17 protein-coding genes are annotated in these 16459 nt (G+C 60.4%); 14 read left to right on the top strand and 3 right to left on the bottom strand.

Annotated elements, in window-relative coordinates; translation table 11 throughout:
- Window positions 1-12: 12 nt before the first annotated feature.
- Together KGA89_RS29850 and KGA89_RS29845 are read left to right on the top strand one after the other, a co-directional pair.
- On the top strand, window positions 13-921 hold the full coding sequence (locus KGA89_RS29850; RefSeq protein WP_223473226.1) for a LysR substrate-binding domain-containing protein: 909 nt from the start codon (window positions 13-15) through the stop codon (window positions 919-921).
- Entirely contained in the window at window positions 918-1268 is a 351-nt protein-coding gene (locus KGA89_RS29845; RefSeq protein ID WP_223473225.1) for an MmcQ/YjbR family DNA-binding protein, read from the top strand. The genes KGA89_RS29850 and KGA89_RS29845 overlap by 4 nt, the downstream gene beginning before the upstream one ends.
- A gap of 4 nt (window positions 1269-1272) precedes the next feature.
- On the opposite strand, the gene KGA89_RS29840 is transcribed toward KGA89_RS29845, so the two are convergent.
- A complete protein-coding gene (locus KGA89_RS29840; RefSeq protein ID WP_223473224.1) occupies window positions 1273-1692 on the bottom strand; it encodes a DUF1294 domain-containing protein in 420 nt (139 codons plus the stop codon).
- A complete protein-coding gene (locus tag KGA89_RS29835; protein WP_039012160.1) occupies window positions 1689-2519 on the bottom strand; it encodes an undecaprenyl-diphosphate phosphatase in 831 nt (276 codons plus the stop codon). The genes KGA89_RS29840 and KGA89_RS29835 overlap by 4 nt, the downstream gene beginning before the upstream one ends.
- A gap of 273 nt (window positions 2520-2792) precedes the next feature.
- On the opposite strand from KGA89_RS29835, the gene KGA89_RS29830 reads away from it, so the two are divergent.
- The 9 genes from KGA89_RS29830 to KGA89_RS29790 all read left to right on the top strand — a co-directional run bounded on the left by KGA89_RS29830 (window position 2793) and on the right by KGA89_RS29790 (window position 11192).
- On the top strand, window positions 2793-4427 hold the full coding sequence (locus tag KGA89_RS29830; RefSeq protein ID WP_223473223.1) for a methyl-accepting chemotaxis protein: 1635 nt from the start codon (window positions 2793-2795) through the stop codon (window positions 4425-4427).
- A gap of 282 nt (window positions 4428-4709) precedes the next feature.
- Complete coding sequence (gene pnuC / locus KGA89_RS29825) at window positions 4710-5273, top strand: nicotinamide riboside transporter PnuC (RefSeq protein WP_100263804.1); 564 nt, start codon at window positions 4710-4712, stop codon at window positions 5271-5273.
- Window positions 5270-5794: an AAA family ATPase gene (locus KGA89_RS29820; protein ID WP_100263826.1), complete on the top strand. Its 525-nt coding sequence runs from the start codon at window positions 5270-5272 to the stop codon at window positions 5792-5794. The genes pnuC and KGA89_RS29820 overlap by 4 nt, the downstream gene beginning before the upstream one ends.
- Before the next feature lie 322 nt (window positions 5795-6116).
- Window positions 6117-6563 carry a hypothetical protein gene (locus tag KGA89_RS29815; protein WP_028237513.1) on the top strand — a complete coding sequence of 149 codons (447 nt, stop codon included), beginning with the start codon at window positions 6117-6119 and terminating at the stop codon, window positions 6561-6563.
- A 1-nt stretch (window position 6564) separates the two neighbouring features.
- Window positions 6565-7158, top strand: coding sequence for a hypothetical protein (locus tag KGA89_RS29810; protein ID WP_028237514.1), 594 nt, complete (start codon window positions 6565-6567; stop codon window positions 7156-7158).
- Between the two features lie 59 nt (window positions 7159-7217).
- Window positions 7218-8207 (top strand): hypothetical protein, encoded by a 990-nt coding sequence (locus KGA89_RS29805; RefSeq protein ID WP_028237515.1) that lies wholly within the window; start codon window positions 7218-7220, stop codon window positions 8205-8207.
- Between the two features lie 169 nt (window positions 8208-8376).
- A complete protein-coding gene (locus tag KGA89_RS29800; protein WP_223473222.1) occupies window positions 8377-9057 on the top strand; it encodes a C39 family peptidase in 681 nt (226 codons plus the stop codon).
- 58 nt (window positions 9058-9115) lie between these two features.
- Window positions 9116-9862: a hypothetical protein gene (locus KGA89_RS29795; protein ID WP_223473221.1), complete on the top strand. Its 747-nt coding sequence runs from the start codon at window positions 9116-9118 to the stop codon at window positions 9860-9862.
- A 46-nt stretch (window positions 9863-9908) separates the two neighbouring features.
- Window positions 9909-11192, top strand: coding sequence for a transporter (locus KGA89_RS29790; protein ID WP_028237516.1), 1284 nt, complete (start codon window positions 9909-9911; stop codon window positions 11190-11192).
- Window positions 11193-11356: 164 nt separating this feature from the next.
- On the opposite strand, the gene KGA89_RS29785 is transcribed toward KGA89_RS29790, so the two are convergent.
- Complete coding sequence (locus KGA89_RS29785) at window positions 11357-12682, bottom strand: sigma-54 dependent transcriptional regulator (protein ID WP_003202380.1); 1326 nt, start codon at window positions 12680-12682, stop codon at window positions 11357-11359.
- A gap of 341 nt (window positions 12683-13023) precedes the next feature.
- Between KGA89_RS29785 and KGA89_RS29780 the strand changes: the two genes are divergently transcribed.
- From KGA89_RS29780 to nhaB, 3 genes are all read left to right on the top strand, one after another.
- Window positions 13024-13290: a hypothetical protein gene (locus KGA89_RS29780; RefSeq protein WP_013693488.1), complete on the top strand. Its 267-nt coding sequence runs from the start codon at window positions 13024-13026 to the stop codon at window positions 13288-13290.
- Between the two features lie 183 nt (window positions 13291-13473).
- Window positions 13474-14763 carry a hypothetical protein gene (locus KGA89_RS29775; RefSeq protein ID WP_223473220.1) on the top strand — a complete coding sequence of 430 codons (1290 nt, stop codon included), beginning with the start codon at window positions 13474-13476 and terminating at the stop codon, window positions 14761-14763.
- A 95-nt stretch (window positions 14764-14858) separates the two neighbouring features.
- Window positions 14859-16361, top strand: coding sequence for a sodium/proton antiporter NhaB (gene nhaB, locus KGA89_RS29770; protein ID WP_223473219.1), 1503 nt, complete (start codon window positions 14859-14861; stop codon window positions 16359-16361).
- The last annotated feature ends 98 nt before the right edge of the window (window positions 16362-16459 follow it).

Genomic DNA, 16459 nt, shown 5'->3' with positions numbered 1-16459 from the left:
ATCGAGTTCAACATGCAAGATCTCAATGACTTGTACTACTTCGCCAAAGTCGTCGAAGCCGGCGGTTTCGCAGCGGCCGGGCGGTTGCTGGGCATCCCCAAGTCACGACTGTCGCGGCGCATCGCCGAGCTGGAAGAACGCCTCGGCGCCCGGTTGCTCCAGCGCACCACCCGCCAATTGAAATTGACCGCGGTCGGCGAACGTTATCTGCGCCATTGCCAGGCCATGTTGCTGGAGGCCGAGATGGCCGACGAAGCGGTGGCGAGCATGTCCAGCGAGCCCCGCGGCCGATTGCGGGTGTCCAGTCCGGTGGGCCTGGCCCACCAGTTCCTGCCGGTGATAATCGAAACCTTCCTGGTGAAATACCCTTTGGTGCAACTGGATATGACCCTGCTCAACCGGCGGGTGGACTTGATCGGCGAAGGCATCGATGTGGCGTTGCGCGTGCGCGACCTGGGGGACGAGGATCCCTTGCTGATGACCCGGCGCCTGCGCCAGGCGCGGCTGATGATGGTTGCCAGCCCGGCCTTTGTCGAAGGACGGCGGATCGAACCCCCGGATGACCTCAAACAGTTGCCGGTGCTGGGGGCATTGGAAGCCGATCGCCAGGTGCACCTGCGCCTGGTCAGCGCCGATGGGCGGCGTGTGGAACTGGGCCTGGAAGCCCGCCTGGGTATTGACGACTTCATTGTGCGCCGCGCCTGCACCCTCGCCGGCCTGGGCTTCACTTTATTGCCGAGCATGTATTGCGAGCAGGAATTGCGGGACGGCACACTGGTGGAACTCTTGCCTGGATGGTCATCGCCCGATGGCTGGCTCCAGGCGGTCTACCCGCATCGGCGCGGCATGCTGCCAGCGGTGCGTGCATGGATCGATCATTTGGTGGAAGCCTTCGAGGGCTGTGGAGATAGAACGATATGAGGTTGAGCGAAGAGGATGTCGCGCAGTTTTGCCTGGGCCTGCCCGGCGCCAGGGAGGACTACAAATGGGGTGGCGTACGGGTATTTTCCATTGCCGGGAACAAGATGTTCGCCCTGCAGGGCCTGCGAGGCGACTCGCTGGCGTTCAAGGTCGACAAGGATCTGTTCCTGGGCCATTGCGACCGGCCGGGCATTCATCCCGCGCCTTACCTGGCGCGAGCCCAGTGGGTCATCATGCAGGTGCCCTACCCGCTGGATGCCGAAGAGCTGCGTGGCCTGCTGCAACGCTCACACCAATTGGTGGTCAGCAAATTGCCCAAGCGCACGCAGGTGGGCTTGTTGCTCTAGCCATTCAAAACAGATAGCTGCCCAGGAACAACTGGTCGATCCAGAACACCTGGTGCAGCAGCACGATGAACCAGAACACGACCTGAAACGACACTTTGCGGGTCTTGTGGCGAAACAGCTGCTGGGCCAGCAAGGCTCCGGGCCAACCGCCGGCCAGCTCCACCGCATGCAACACGTTTTCCGGGGTGCGCCAGGTGTCGGCGCGCGCCTTGCGCTTGTCGCTCCAGTACAGCAGGAATGCCACCACGCTGACGACGCCATAAGCCACCATCGGCACCCACGACACCGCCCGCAGCCCGAACAGCAGCGAACCGAACAATGGCAAGGCACAGAGCAGCGCAAACACCATCAGTTTGAGCCGCAGGTGCTGCACGGTGCCTTCAGCATTGCGCCCGGCACGTTTGCGCTTGCCTGATTCGTTCATGGCTTGGCAGCGGTCCAGTCCACCCAGCCGAACTGCCAGGTTGCCAGGATCAACAGGCCGAAGGCGATTCGATACCAGGCGAACACGGCGTAGCTGTGGCTGGCGATGAATCGCAGCAGACCCTTGACCGCAATCATGGCGAAAATGAACGCCGTGACGAAGCCAATGGCGAACACCGGGAAATCCGCCGGGACGAACAACTCACGGTATTTGTAGCCCGAGTAGACTGCCGCGCCGACCATGGTCGGCATCGCCAGGAAGAACGAAAACTCGGTAGCGGTTTTACGCGACAGCCCGAACAGCAGGCCACCGATGATGGTCGCACCGGAACGGGAGGTGCCTGGGATCATCGCAATGCATTGGGCCAGGCCGACCTTCAGCGCGTCCTTCCAGGAGATCTCGTCCACAGTTTCAGCGTGCACCTGGTGCTGGCGCTTCTCGGCCCAGAGCATCACCAGGCCGCCCACCACCAACGCGGTGGCCACCGTGATCGGGTTGAACAGGTAGTGGTGGATCCAGTCGGCTAACAGCACGCCCAAGACCACGGCGGGCAGGAAGGCGATCAGCAGGTTGGCGGTAAAGCGGCGGGCGCTGGGTTGTGTCGGCAGGCCCAGCACCACGTCGAAGATCTTGCGGCGGAACTCCCAGACCACCGCCAGGATCGCGCCGAGCTGGATGATAATGTTGAACGCCATCGCGCGCTCGCCACCGAACTCAAGCAAGTCGGCGACAATGATCTGGTGCCCGGTGCTGGAAATCGGCAGAAACTCCGTCAAGCCTTCCACTACGCCAAGAATCAATGCCGAAAAGGCAGTCCACAAATCCATTCATCCCCCAAAAAAGACACTGTTCATGCAGGTCTTATCAATATTCAAGTGTCATGCAGGTACCCCCGCAGCGGGTGCACGATAACCGCGACCTTTCAAAAAAAACCAATGAAAAATGAGAACCGGCTCAGGTTTTGCGCTGCGGGGCCGAAATCCTATCAGACAAGCCCTGATAACGCTGCCGCGTTGTGACTCAGGTCAATTACCGATAGCGGCGGGGCGCTACAGTGCCGACCGTCGATATGACAAGAATAAAAACCGGAGTGACAGCGTATGAATAGCTTGCGCAGTGTGTCGATCAGCCGACGCTTGTGGCTCATCCTGGTCGTGGCCATCGTGATGTTGTTCACGCTCGGCGCCTTGATGCTTAATCAGATCCACAACGACCTCTACCAAGCCAAGGTGCAGAAAACCCAGCACGTGGTGCAGACCGCCAGCGGCGTGCTGACTTACTACCAAGGCCTGGAAGCGGCCGGCACCCTGACCCGTGACGCCGCGCAAAAGCAGGCCCTCAGCGTCGTGCGTGGCCTGCGCTATAACCAGAGTGACTATTTCTGGATCAACGACCTGACGCCGGTCATGATCATGCACCCGGCCAACCCGAAGCTTGAAGGCCAGAACCTCTCGGCCATCCGCGACCCGAACGGCTATGCGCTGTTCAACGAGATGGTTGCCATCGCCAAGTCCAAGGGCGCCGGCATGATCAACTACCTCTGGCCGAAACCGGGCGCCGAGGCCCCGGTGGGCAAGACCTCCTACGTCCAACTGTTCGAACCCTGGGGCTGGATCATCGGCTCAGGCGTGTACGTGGATGACGTCCAGGCCGAGTTCCAATCCCAGGTAATCAAGGCCTCGGTGGTCGGTTTGATCATCACCCTGCTCATGGGCCTGCTGTTGACCCTGATCGTGCGCAGCATCGTCGGCCCGTTGCAGGAAACGGTCAACGCCATGGCCAACATCGCCAGCGGCGAGAGCGACCTGACCCGCACCCTCGACACCCACGGCCAGGACGAAGTCACGCAACTGGCGCGGCATTTCAACGCCTTTACCGCCAAGTTGCGGCAAGTGGTGACCCAACTGCAAGCTTCGGCCAGTGCGCTGGGGCAATCTTCCAACGAATTGGGCAACGATGCGGCGCAGGCTCAGGAACGCAGCCAGCAGCAGTCGCAACAAATGGAGCTGGTGGCGACCGCGATCAATGAAGTCACCTATGGTGTGCAGGACGTGGCCAAGAACGCCGAGCACGCGGCCAGTGAGATGCGCGACGCCGAATCCCAGGCCCAGCAAGGCCAGGTCAACATCGATGGCAGCTTGCAGCAGATCGACCGCCTGTCCCAGACCATCGACCAGGCGGTGGAAGTGATCCGCACCCTGGCGAGTGAAAGCACCCAGATTGGCAGCGTGCTGGAGGTGATTCGCTCCATTGCCGAGCAGACCAACCTGCTGGCTCTCAACGCAGCGATCGAAGCCGCCCGCGCCGGCGAACAAGGCCGGGGCTTCGCGGTGGTCGCCGATGAAGTGCGGCTGCTGGCCCAGCGTACGCAAAAGTCCACTGCAGAGATCCAGGCGATGATCGAGCGCCTGCAAAGTCATTCCGAAGCTGCCGTGAAAGTCATCAGCGACAGCAGCCGAGCTTCGCAACTGACCATTGAACAAGCCGGCCTGGCCGGTGCCAGCCTCAACGCCATCGGCCAGGCCCTGCGCAATCTCAACAGCCTGAACGCCTCCATCGCCAGCGCCACGTTGCAACAGGCCCATGTGGTGGAAGACATCAACCAGAACGTCACCCAGGCTGCCGGACTGTCTCACAGCACCGCCATGGCCGCCGAACAATCCAGCCAGGCAAGCACCCGCCTCAAGGCGTTGAGTGAACAGTTGAACGGGTTGCTCACGCAGTTCCGGGTCTAACGATCGGTAGCCCCCCCTGTGGGAGCGAGCAAGCTCGCTCCCACAGGGGTTCTGTGTTTTGATCGTTCCCACGCTCCGCGTGGGAATGCATCCCGTGACGCTCTGCGTCACATTCCAGAAGCGGAACGCAGAGCGTCCCTGGCGACATTCCCACGCAGGAGCGTGGGAACGATCGTAATCCCTTGCTCGCGATAGCAGCGGCACATTCAACATTGGTATTGGAGCTGTCCACGCCATAGCGTTTACAATCGCCGCCCTCTTCCATTTCCCCAAGGAACCGCCATGTCCGGGCTTGAACTGTTTGCCGCAGCCCTCGGCGTGATCGCCGTCTGGTTGACCGTCAAACAGAACCCCTGGTGCTGGCCGATCGGCCTGGTCATGGTGTTGCTGTACAGCTGGATTTTTTTCGAGGTGAAGTTGTACTCGGACATGCTGCTGCAGGTTGTCTACGCGGTGCTGCAACTCTACGGTTGGTGGCAATGGACCCGCGCCGGGCACAATCATGATGGACGCCAGGTCAGCCGCCTCGGCGGGTCGTCAGTGCTGTTCGGCCTGGCTATCGGTGCGGCAGGCAGCCTGCTGTTGGGCGCCGCCATGGCCCACTGGACCGATGCCGCCCAGCCCTGGCTCGATGCCGCGCTCACCGGTTTCAGCCTCGTGGCCCAGTGGTGGATGGCGCAAAAACGCGTGCAATGCTGGCCGCTGTGGATCGTCCTGGACGTGATCTTCGTCGGCCTGTTCATCTACAAGGGCTTGCACCTGACAGCGGCGCTCTACGCCCTGTTCACCCTGCTGGCCGTGCAAGGCTGGCGGGAATGGCGCGCCGATCCGGCCCTGCGCGCATGAAGGTAGTGGTGCTGACCGGCCCGGAATCCAGCGGCAAGAGTTGGCTGGCGGCGCAATTGCAGGAACACTTTGGTGGCGTGCGGGTGGATGAGTACGTGCGCCATTTCATGGAGCAGACCCAACGCGATACCTGCCTGGCCGACATCACCGACATCGCCTCCGGCCAACTGGCCTGGGAAGATGAAGCGCGTGCCCGCCGTCCGGCGCTGTTGATCCTCGATACTCACCTGTTGAGCAACATCCTCTGGAGCCAAACCCTGTTCGGCGACTGCCCGGACTGGCTCGAACCGGCCCTGCTGGCCCGCCATTATGACCTGCACCTGCTGCTGAGCCCCGAGCAGGTCGAATGGACCGGCGACGGCTTGCGTTGCCAACCTGAATTGGCTGAACGGCTGGCGTTTTTTGAAGCGATCGAGGCTTGGCTGAGCGGACACCGGCAACCGTTCCAGGTCATTGAAGGCGATTGGGCGCAACGCCAACAGCAAGTGTTCGCCGTCGTTAGCCAGCTGCTTCAAGCCTGATCGCGGGGTGATCTGTTCCATTCTTGAAACAGCGCAGTCGCTCCAAACCCGGATCCAACGCCGCTTCATCAAATTGCCATCAAGACTGTCAAGTTTCTGAAACACCCGCCCAAAAGCCTGGATTCAGAGGCCTGGAACAGTAAGTGACCGGTTAGTCACCCTGTGCCGTGTCTCAGCGCTGAAACACCCCTTCCACCCGGCATACCGTCGAAAAATACAACTCATTGAATTTAAAGGTATTTCAAAACTCGGCACGACACCTGCTCTGCCCCACTTCGCAACGCTGGACCAGGGCCAGCCCACCGAAGAAGGAATCGATGCCGTGGGGACTTTCGAGAGAAGTTTGACCTGTCTGCTGTTGATCGGCTGCGCCGCCAGCGCAACGCTCAGTCTGCCAGCGCAGGCCGAGGGCAACGGCGTCATTGTCCTCAACCGTGACGTGCAGCCCATCGCAATTGGTCGCAACGGTGGCAAAGATCCCTACCCGACCACCGTCAATGCCAACCCCTCCGAACGAATCCACCAGGCGACCGCCAGCACCGAACTGAGCGATGGCGAATTTGCCAGCGTGGCCAGCGGCTCGTCGATCCGCAACACCGTCAACCCGAATACCGGCGTGCAAGGCCTGAACGTCGTGAGCAATCCCAACGGTATGCCGGGCATGAATGCCGGTCACGGTGGCGGTAGCGGCGGCGCGATCTCCGGCACCATCAACCGCTCGCTGAGTTCCGGCCTGGCCCCGCTGGGTCGGCTGGCGGGAGGCCAGTGAGATGAAGCCCGTGCTGTTTCTGCTCGCCCTGTTCATGCTTTCCCTGCTCAGTTCTTTCACCGTATTTGCCGATCCAGGTGTTGCGGTGGTCAGTAACGCCAACCTGCAGGATTCCGGCAGCCATTACACCGGCAACTTCAACGTCAACCAGGCCGCCGGCGACCAGATCCAGCAAACCAACACCCGGGCCATCGCCATTGGCAGCCACGCCCAGGCCAGCACCCGCGTACAGCAACGCGTCGACACGCCGGCCGACCCTTCCATGAACGCCACCGCCCGTATCGGCGGCAACTCCTTCACCAACGGCAACGGTGTACTGGGCGTCAACCAGTCCGCCGGGGCCAACAACCAGATGGCCAATGTCATGCGGGTGGGCATCAGCGCCCATCCGCAGAGCATTGATGACAGCGCCCTGTCTCAACAGAACGTGGCGTTGCTACCGAACTCAGGAGCAACTGGCACCCCAACCGGCAGTCGCCAGGTCGTTACCAGCGACCAGGCCTTCACCGGCAGCCGAGGGGTAATCCAGGTGAACCAGAGCGCAGGGGTGGGAAACCGTATGGCTAACACCCTGAGCATCCGGGTTGCTGATTGACCCGGAGGCTACATAAGAAAGTACCGACACTTAACCAACGACACGCAAGGAGAAACACCATGAAACCTACAATGGCACTCAAACCATTGGTTTTCGCTCTCGCCGCGGTCATGACAATGGCGGCACAGGCTGGAGGAAACGACAACAATAATGGCCATGGCAATGGTCACGGTCATGGCAACGGCCATCAGCAAGGGCCGACGCTGGATCAATTGCTCTCCATCAATGCCGGCGCTGGGGCTACGGTGCTGGATGAGCAGAACAGCGACGGCAACGTGGTGACCAACCAGGCCACCAGAAACACCGCTGAAGCCACTGACTCGCTCAATGGCAGCAACGGCAACATGGGCGCCAACATTGCCGGCGGCGACGGCAACCAGCAAGACAACGCCGCCGCCCTGGCCACCGCCGACGAAAGCTTCATCTTCGGCTCGGCTGTCGCCGCCTCCAGCGCCACGCAGGTCAATAACAACAACTACGTCAAGAACAACTCGACGCAAAACAACGCCTCGCTCACCAATGCGGGCAACAATGGCTCCGGCAACATCGGCATCAACGTGACCGCCGGGAACTTCAACCAACAGAAAAACAACCTGGCCATCGCCGTATCCGGGGGCCGTGTCGCACAGGCCTCTGCCGCGGCTGACCAGTCCTCCACCGGCCTTGTGGTCGACAACAAAGGCGTGCGGACCTACAAGACCGACACCCTCACCAGCACCTACAGCGCCTCCGGCACGTTCAAGGCCAAAGGTACCGGTACCGCCGAAGACGATCACGGCGGCTGGGACAACAAAGGCGGCGGCTATGGCGGCGGTCACGATGACGACAAGTTCAAGTTCTCCGCCGTGGGGACCTTCGAACTGGCCGGCAGCAACACCCAGCAGGTGCTGACCCGCGACGGTTGGAAAAACCCTGTGATCAACAACGCCACCATGACCAACTCAATGAACGGCTTCTCCGGTAACGGCGGCGCCAACGTGTCGGCAGGCGTGGGCAACCAGCAGAGCAACTCGCTGTCCATCGCTGCCGGCTGCAAGGCTTGCATGTAAAAAAGTACCGCTGTAGGGGCGAGTCTGTGGGAGCAAAGCTTGCTCGCGATGAGGTCGTTACATAAAACGCCTCTGTTGGTTGTAAAACCGCTATCGCGAGCAAGCGTTGCACCCACGGACTCGCTCCCACAGGGGGCTTTTTCCTGGATGCCCACTAGGCGTATTGATCATGCGTGTCACTGCCGTTTCCCTGCTGCTCTGCCTGGCCTGCGCGGCCGAAGCAGCGCAGATGCCTGTGGCCGCCCTGCCTGGCGGCATGCTGGTCTACAAACCGGTGCAAAGCGTACGCGAACGCAAATTCAGCGACATCGTCGAACAGAAAACCGATTTCAGTTGCGGTGCCGCCGCGCTGGCCACGGTGCTGCGCCAGGCCTATTGGCTTGACGTCGATGAAGAGCACGTCATCAAAGGCATGTTGGTCAATGCCGACCAGAATCTGGTTCGCACCCAAGGGTTTTCCATGCTGGACATGAAGCGCTACGTGGAAACCATCGGCATGCGCGCCCGAGGCTACCGGATACCGCCAGAGAAACTCGAAGCGGTGACGATTCCGGTGGTGGTCCTGATGGAAATACGCGGCTACAAGCACTTCGTGGTGTTGCAGCGGGCCGACAAGCAATGGGTCTACATCGGCGACCCGGTGCTGGGCCACAAGCGCTACGCCCATGATGAGTTCATCAAAGGCTGGAACGGCATCGTCTTTGCGATCGTCGGCCCGGGCTATGACAAGACCAATGCACTACGCAGCCCTCCTCAACCCTTGACCGCCCGTAACAAGCTGGACGGTTTCAACCCGGTCAGGGATGCGGAACTGATGGATTTCGGCTTCATACAGAGCGACTTTTTTTAATCGCCGACCAACTGCCAACATAAGTACAAAAAGGAGCAGGACGCTCCGGGAGCAGCACATGAAAACCTCACACTGGCTGTCGCTGGCCTGCCTGCTCGCGACCGCCTCGGGCTACGCCCATGCGGGCTTCAAACCCATCGAAGTCAAGGACCAGGAGCTTGCCGAGCTGCGCGGTCGTTATGTCATGCCCGGCCGAGTCATCAGCTTCGGCATCGTCATGAGCAGTACCTGGCGCAACGCCAGCGGCGACTTGATCGGCGCCACCAGCGCCATGCAGATCCAGGCTGCCACCGTCAAACCCGAATTCTATGTCTCCACCATCAAGCAGACCGGTAACGGCAGCGTTCCGGACCAGGGCAGCGGCAATATTACCGGTGGCGCCGGCCTTGGCACGAGCCAGGGCGTGACCCAGAGCGTACGCGCCGCCGGAGACGGCAATACGGCCTACAACAACGTCAACATCAACGTAAAAGAGAGCAACCAGGCCCCGGCACTCGTGCCTTCCCAAGGCCAGTTGCTGACCAAGGGCCAGACCATCAGCGGCAGCAACGCCGCCGGCAGTGTCGCGGTCACCGCCACCGGCAGCGGCGTGCAAATGGCGATCCAGGCCAGCCATAACCAGGGCAGCACCCTGCAACAAGTGGCCCAAGGCGGCTTGCTGCAAAACACCCGTCTGCTGGGAAACAGCAACCTGGTCAACAACATGACGCAGCTCAACGTGGTGCTGAACAACAACGGCCCCAGTGCCGGAGCATTGGACTGCAACCTGACTCAGTTACGTGGTCTTCGAAACCTCGGATATTGATCTACGTTGATCGCCGATCAATGGGCAAATAAGGACGGCATATTTCATGTATCGATCCGTATCGTTGCGCGCTGTGATGTGTTTAAGCACGTTGTTCCCGGCGGCCGTGTTGCAGGCGGCCCCGGATGCGGACATCGAGGCCCTGAAACAGGAACTTCTTGAGCTCAAGCAACGATACGAGGTCCAGCAAAAGGCCCTGGCGGTGCTCGAACAGCGGGTTCGCCAAGTGGAGGATCAACCCGCCGCCCCACCGCCCAAACGCCTGGCCAAATCCCCGGCCGACATGAAAGGCAACCAGACCGTGGCCGGCAGCGGTGCGACAACGGCTGGCGGCAGTGGCTATGGGCAATCCCTGGCCGATGATTCCCAGCCGGCCCAGAGCGTCTCCAACCTCTATGACGAGGCCAGCGGCTTCTTCGGCGGCGGTAAATTCAGTTTCGAGACCGGCGTGACCTATTCGCGCTACGACACGCGGCAACTGATCCTCAATGGTTTCCTGGCCCTGGATTCGATTTTCCTGGGCAACATCAACCTCGACCGGATCAAGGCTGACACTTGGACGCTGGACCTCACTGGCCGTTATAACTTCGACAACCGCTGGCAGTTCGACCTCAACGTCCCGGTGGTCTACCGCGAATCCACCTATCAGTCAGGCGGCGCAAACAACGGCGCAGCCGGCGTCACCAGCGAAGAAACCGTGACCCGCGACCCGACCATCGGCGACGTCAACTTCGGCATCGCCTACAAGTTCATGGATGAGTCGATCAATTCCCCGGACGCGGTGGTCACCCTGCGGGTCAAGGCCCCCACCGGCAAGGACCCATTCGGCATCAAGCTGCGCCAATCCCAGGCCAACACCAACCTGTTCGTGCCTGACGACCTGCCCACCGGCAACGGCGTATGGTCGATCACGCCAGGGCTTTCGCTGGTCAAGACCTTCGACCCGGCGGTGCTGTTCGGCACCCTCTCCTACACCCATAATCTGGAGGAGTCGTTCGACGACATCAGTTCCACGGTCAACCAGAAGATCCCAGGCAAGGTGCGGATCGGCGACAGCTTCCAGCTCGGCGCGGGCATCGCCTTTGCCTTGAACGAGAAGATGAGCATGTCATTCTCGGTTTCTGACCTGATCCAAAAGAAAAGCAAGCTCAAACAGGACGGCGGCGACTGGGAATCGGTAGTCTCCAGCGACGCCAACGCCGGCTACTTCAACATCGGCATGACCGTCGCCGCGTCCGACAACCTGACCATCGTGCCCAACCTGTCCATCGGGTTGACCGACGATGCGCCGGACTTCACCTTTAGCCTGAAATTCCCGTACTACTTCTGATGCCCTCAGGGATATGTGATCGGCACATATCCCTGAGGGAAATGCAAAACCCCTGTGGGAGCGAGCTTGCTCGCGATGAGGTCCTTTCAGTCAGCATTGATACTGAATGAAAGACCGCTATCGCGAGCAAGCTCGCTCCCACAGGGGATGTGCGCAGGTTTTAGTCAGCGGATCTGATGCTTGTGCAGCAGGCGATAGAACGTCGGCCGGGACACGCCCAGCACCCTGGCGGCCACGCTCAGGTTGTCGCTGTGACGGTTGAGCACATCGCTCAGGGCCTGGCGCTCGGCGCGGGTCTTGTAGTCCTCCAGCGTACCCATCGGCACCGCGACGCCCTGGTGGCTGGCCAAGCCAAGGTCCCGGGCTTCGATTTGTCGCCCTTCGGCCAACACCAAACCGCGTCGGACGCGGTTGGCCAGTTCCCGCACATTGCCGGGCCAATCATGCATGCCCATCGCCACCAAGGCATCTTCGCTGAAGCTGCGGGGACGGCGACCGGTTTCCTGGCTGTAGAAATGGGAGAAGTGACTGGCGAGCATCGACAGGTCGCCATGACGCTCGCGCAGCGGCGCCATCACTACTTGCAATACGTTCAAGCGGTAATACAGGTCCTCGCGAAACCGCTTGTGCTCGATGGCCGCCTCAAGGTTCACATGGGTGGCCGCCAAGACCCGCACATCGACCGCGATCGGCTGGCTGCCACCGACCCGCTCAATGTGTTTTTCCTGCAGGAAACGCAGCAGATTGGCCTGCAGCTCCAACGGCAGATCGCCGATTTCATCGAGAAACAACGTGCCTCCATGGGCCGCCTCGATCCGCCCGATCTTGCGTTGGTGAGCCCCGGTGAACGCGCCCTTCTCATGCCCGAACAACTCGGACTGGATCAGGTGCTCCGGGATCGCGCCGCAGTTGATGGCGATGAACGGCTTATTACGCCGGTAAGACTGACAATGCAGGGTGCGCGCCACCAGCTCCTTGCCGGTACCGCTCTCCCCGCGAATCAATACCGGCGACTCGGCGGGCGCCAACTTGCTCAATAATTTGCGCAGTTCGCGAATCGGCTTGCTGTCGCCCAGCAGTTCATGTTCGGGCTGATCGATATGGATCGAGCCCTGTCCCCGCAGGCGCGCCATGCCAAACGCCCGGCCCAGTGTCACCTGGACCCTGGACACGTCGAACGGCAAGGTATGGAAGTCGAAAAACCACTCGCAGACAAAATCACCGACATTTTGCAGACGCAACACTTCCTGGTTGAGCACAGCGATCCATTCGGTGCCGCTACGGCTGATCAACTCCTTGACGGCTTCCGGGCGTTCCAGGTGAAAAGGCTGCAATCGCAGAAGACCGACGTCACACGTCCGATCGCCGGCGTGTTCGAGGGCGCAACTGTCCACCTCCCAGCCAATAGTGCGCAGAGCTGGCAACAGGCGATGACAATCATCGCAGGGATCAACCACGAGCAGACGACGGGACGTACTGGCTTCGATCATGACTGATCCTTGGCGTCAAAATAAGGAAATATGATTAGAAACAGGCGTTTGGCAGACCTGCATGTAACAGTAGCAAGAAGTTGACACACCCTTGTATCAATTGATTATCGGGATCGCTTCAAAGTGGTTATAAGCAGGCATTTCGTTAGTTATCACAGGCCTGTTTGTTTCAGGGTGCTTTCAAACAAAAGCCCAAAAGCCTGGTCTGAAAGAAAATCGAAATTTATTTAAATAATGTGTGACCCGCCTACGGGTTCGGGACATCAGTACAAGTAACCAGCCGCACGGTACGCCCAACCGACGGCATATCATTTGTTTGGGCACACTTAAGAGAAAACGCCATGAACGCCCCGCTCCGTATCAACGAAGCTCTTTTGATTGCCGACCGCGCATTCCGTCCTTTCCAATGCGTGGCCTGGGCTCCACAAGACGGCAACGGTGAACTTAGCCTGACCGTCATCGACCGCACCAATACCCATATTGGCCGCACCCAAATTCCAAGCAGCGCCTATACCGACCCGGTCCAACTGGCCGATCTGTTGAAACAGGCTCGTGCCGAACTGAGCCAGGAAGGCTACACATTGCAATCCTGGTCGATGCCTGAATAACCGCTGGTAAAGCCTGTTATCGATTGCAGGCTTGGCTCTGGGTTGTAAAGCCATCGTTATGGCACGAATCGCCGCTGTATCTGTAGAACATGACAGTTGTGCATTGTCACATTCAGGGATTGAATGTTGCCCTCATGCAGTCGTCGCCCTTTCGGGCTGCTCGACACGCAAGGAGAGGCAGGCATGCTCGATCAGTTCGCGTTTGTGTCCCCCAGGGCCATGGCCCACGCTGGGCAGCTTGATCCAGGCTTTGCCACCAACGGCAAAGCCTGGGTTCATTTCGAAGACAGTACTTCAAGCCTGACCACCGGATTGACCCTTGATCACGCCGGACAGATCCTGGTGGCAGCCAGGGTCGAGACGGCCCACGGCAGTCGGTTCGGGCTGGCGCGACTCAACCACGACGGTGAGATTGACCCGGACTTCGGCACCCGCGGCTACGTGATCGGCGCGTTTGAACAGGGTTTCGAAGCGACGGCGGGCAAGGTGATCGTGTTGCCCGATGGGCATATCCTGCTGTCCGGCCTGCACTACGAAAGCAACGACCACACCCTTCCCGCCCTGGCGCTGTTCGACCAGCAAGGTTGCGCCGTTCAAAGCTTCGGCAACGCCGGCCGGCACGTCATCCGGCTTTGCGGCAATCTCTCCCAAGGCCTGCGCGACCCCTGGCTACCGCCCGGCGTGCCAGGGCTTGAGGCTTGCGACATGCAAGTGCAGGCCGATGGCCGGATCCTTGTACTCGCCAACCACCACTATCAATTTTCCGACCATGTCGGCGTACTGATCCGACTCTTGCCCGATGGGGCGTTGGATCCTTCGTTCAACGGTCGCGGCTTCGTGATGGTCCGACGCCTGTTGAAAAATACCTGGCTCGGCTGTCTGGTGCTCCAGGCTGACGGTCATATTGTCGTCGGCGGCGCCATCGACTTGCCCCAGCATGGCTTGGTTGCCCGTTACGACAGCAGCGGCAAACTCGATGACAGCTTCGGCGAAAATGGCTTCCTGTCCATCCTGGCGCAGGGGCACAGCGTGATGGTCAGCCAAATCGTTCAGGATACGAGCGGTGATCTGCAGGTGTTCGGCAGCAGCCGTGATCCGATGCATAGCCTGTCGCTGAAAGTACGCCCCGACGGCAAGCCGGACCGTCATTGCAACCAGGGCCAGTGCCAACTCATGGCGATCGGACGCAATGCCAGTCAGTGGACCGCCGCCCAGCTTCAAGCGGACGGAAAACTGGTGACCGCCGGCGCCACGATCGGCGGTATCGAGGCCGACTTCGTACTTGCCCGACATCTGCCAGATGCCAGCCTCGACCCGGATTTCGGCCAGGGCAAAGGCTGGGTTCGCACTCGACTCGGCTACAGCCTGGACACCGCCACTACCCTGGCTATGCAGGATGATGGAAGAATCCTGGTGGGCGGTTATTCGCTCCAGGGGCATTATCGAGCGGTGGTTGCGCGGTATTGGGCCTGAGTCGGATTGACGCGGGTGAACGGTATTTATTCTTACTCTTGATATTCCTCATTTCTTACGGCAAGTTGCGCGCTTCTAATTAAAAGGAGCAGCCGATGTCCGGTTCAATGGCTCAGGCTTTCGCGCATAACTTTCTGGGGCATTCCCCGCGCTGGTACAAGGCGTGCATCATCACGTTCCTGATCCTCAATGCCGTGGTGCTGTGGACCCTGGGCCCGGTTGTTGCCGGCTGGATGCTGGTGGTGGAGTTCATCTTCACCCTCGCCATGGCCCTTAAATGCTACCCGCTGATGCCCGGCGGCCTGCTGCTGGTCGAAGCCCTGGTGCTGGGCATGACCACCCCCAAGGCGCTGTATGATGAACTGCTGCACAACTTCCCGGTGATCCTGCTGCTGATGTTCATGGTGGCAGGCATCTACTTCATGAAGGATCTGCTGCTGTTCCTGTTCTCACGCCTGCTCCTGGGCGTGCGCTCCAAGGCGCTGCTGGCCTTGATGTTCTGCTTTCTCTCGGCGTTCCTGTCTGCGTTCCTTGACGCATTGACCGTCACCGCGGTGATCATCAGCGCCGCGGTCGGCTTCTATGCGGTGTATCACCGTGTGGCGTCGGGCAACGATCCGCGCCAGGACAGCAATGTCGATGAAGACCACGATCTGCCGTCGAGTCATCATGAAGATCTCAATCAGTTTCGGGCGTTTCTACGCAGCCTGCTCATGCATGGCGCCGTAGGCACGGCGCTGGGCGGCGTCTGCACCTTGGTAGGAGAACCGCAGAACCTGCTGATTGGCCATGAGATGGACTGGCATTTCATCGACTTCTTCCTGAAAGTCGCGCCGGTGTCGCTGCCGGTGCTGGTGGCCGGGTTGGTGACCTGCGTAGCCCTGGAAAAACTGCGCTGGTTCGGTTACGGCACGCTACTACCGGACAACGTACGTGCCGTGCTGGCCGACTACGCCGAGCAGGACAATCGTGAACGCACCGCACGCCAACGCGCCGCCCTGATCGTCCAGGGTATTGCCGCGCTGATCCTGATCGTGGGCCTGGCCCTGCACATTGCCGAAGTCGGCCTGATCGGCCTGATGGTCATCGTGTTGATTACCGCCTTCACCGGCATCACCGACGAGCACAGGCTCGGCAGTGCGTTCAAGGACGCCATGCCGTTCACCGCGCTGCTGGTGGTGTTCTTTGCGGTGGTGGCGGTCATTCACGACCAGCAGTTGTTCACGCCGCTGATCCAGTGGGTGCTGGGCCTGCCCGCCGACCAGCAGCCCGGCATGCTGTTCATTGCCAATGGCCTGCTATCGGCCATCAGCGACAACGTGTTCGTGGCAACCATCTACATTACCGAGGTCAAACAGGCCTTCGTATCCGGCCACATGAGCCGCGAACAGTTCGAGACCCTGGCGGTGGCCATTAACACCGGCACCAACCTGCCGAGCGTCGCCACACCCAACGGCCAGGCTGCATTCCTGTTCCTGCTGACCTCGGCGATCGCCCCGCTGATTCGCCTGTCCTATGGCCGGATGGTCTGGATGGCCGTGCCCTACACCGTGGTGATGGGTGGCTTGGGCTGGTATGCGGTGACTTACTGGTTGTAACCAAGCTTCTGAGTAGGAAAACCTGTGGCGAGGGGATTTGGTGTGGGAGCAAGCTTTGCTCCCACAGTGGGAATGAATTCCCCTGCCACCAAAGGCCA

It is taken from the genome of Pseudomonas sp. A-RE-22, assembly GCF_019956035.1.
GTDB lineage: Bacteria > Pseudomonadota > Gammaproteobacteria > Pseudomonadales > Pseudomonadaceae > Aquipseudomonas > Aquipseudomonas brassicacearum.
The sequence above is the reverse complement of the archived record's forward strand: the minus strand, read 5'-3'. Positions and strand labels throughout refer to the sequence as shown.

Bases quoted from the DNA above. Each gene is read 5' to 3' on its own strand.
- KGA89_RS29805 (WP_028237515.1), top strand. From the start codon at position 7,218: ATGAAACCTACAATGGCACTCAAACCATTGGTTTTCGCTCTCGCCGCG.
- KGA89_RS29785 (WP_003202380.1), bottom strand. From the start codon at position 12,682: ATGATCGAAGCCAGTACGTCCCGTCGTCTGCTCGTGGTTGATCCCTGC.
- nhaB (WP_223473219.1), top strand. From the start codon at position 14,859: ATGTCCGGTTCAATGGCTCAGGCTTTCGCGCATAACTTTCTGGGGCAT.
- KGA89_RS29845 (WP_223473225.1), top strand. From the start codon at position 918: ATGAGGTTGAGCGAAGAGGATGTCGCGCAGTTTTGCCTGGGCCTGCCC.
- KGA89_RS29800 (WP_223473222.1), top strand. From the start codon at position 8,377: ATGCGTGTCACTGCCGTTTCCCTGCTGCTCTGCCTGGCCTGCGCGGCC.
- KGA89_RS29840 (WP_223473224.1), bottom strand. From the start codon at position 1,692: ATGAACGAATCAGGCAAGCGCAAACGTGCCGGGCGCAATGCTGAAGGC.
- KGA89_RS29820 (WP_100263826.1), top strand. From the start codon at position 5,270: ATGAAGGTAGTGGTGCTGACCGGCCCGGAATCCAGCGGCAAGAGTTGG.
- KGA89_RS29795 (WP_223473221.1), top strand. From the start codon at position 9,116: ATGAAAACCTCACACTGGCTGTCGCTGGCCTGCCTGCTCGCGACCGCC.
- KGA89_RS29775 (WP_223473220.1), top strand. From the start codon at position 13,474: ATGCTCGATCAGTTCGCGTTTGTGTCCCCCAGGGCCATGGCCCACGCT.
- KGA89_RS29810 (WP_028237514.1), top strand. From the start codon at position 6,565: ATGAAGCCCGTGCTGTTTCTGCTCGCCCTGTTCATGCTTTCCCTGCTC.
- KGA89_RS29835 (WP_039012160.1), bottom strand. From the start codon at position 2,519: ATGGATTTGTGGACTGCCTTTTCGGCATTGATTCTTGGCGTAGTGGAA.
- KGA89_RS29850 (WP_223473226.1), top strand. From the start codon at position 13: ATGCAAGATCTCAATGACTTGTACTACTTCGCCAAAGTCGTCGAAGCC.
- KGA89_RS29780 (WP_013693488.1), top strand. From the start codon at position 13,024: ATGAACGCCCCGCTCCGTATCAACGAAGCTCTTTTGATTGCCGACCGC.
- KGA89_RS29790 (WP_028237516.1), top strand. From the start codon at position 9,909: ATGTATCGATCCGTATCGTTGCGCGCTGTGATGTGTTTAAGCACGTTG.
- KGA89_RS29830 (WP_223473223.1), top strand. From the start codon at position 2,793: ATGAATAGCTTGCGCAGTGTGTCGATCAGCCGACGCTTGTGGCTCATC.
- pnuC (WP_100263804.1), top strand. From the start codon at position 4,710: ATGTCCGGGCTTGAACTGTTTGCCGCAGCCCTCGGCGTGATCGCCGTC.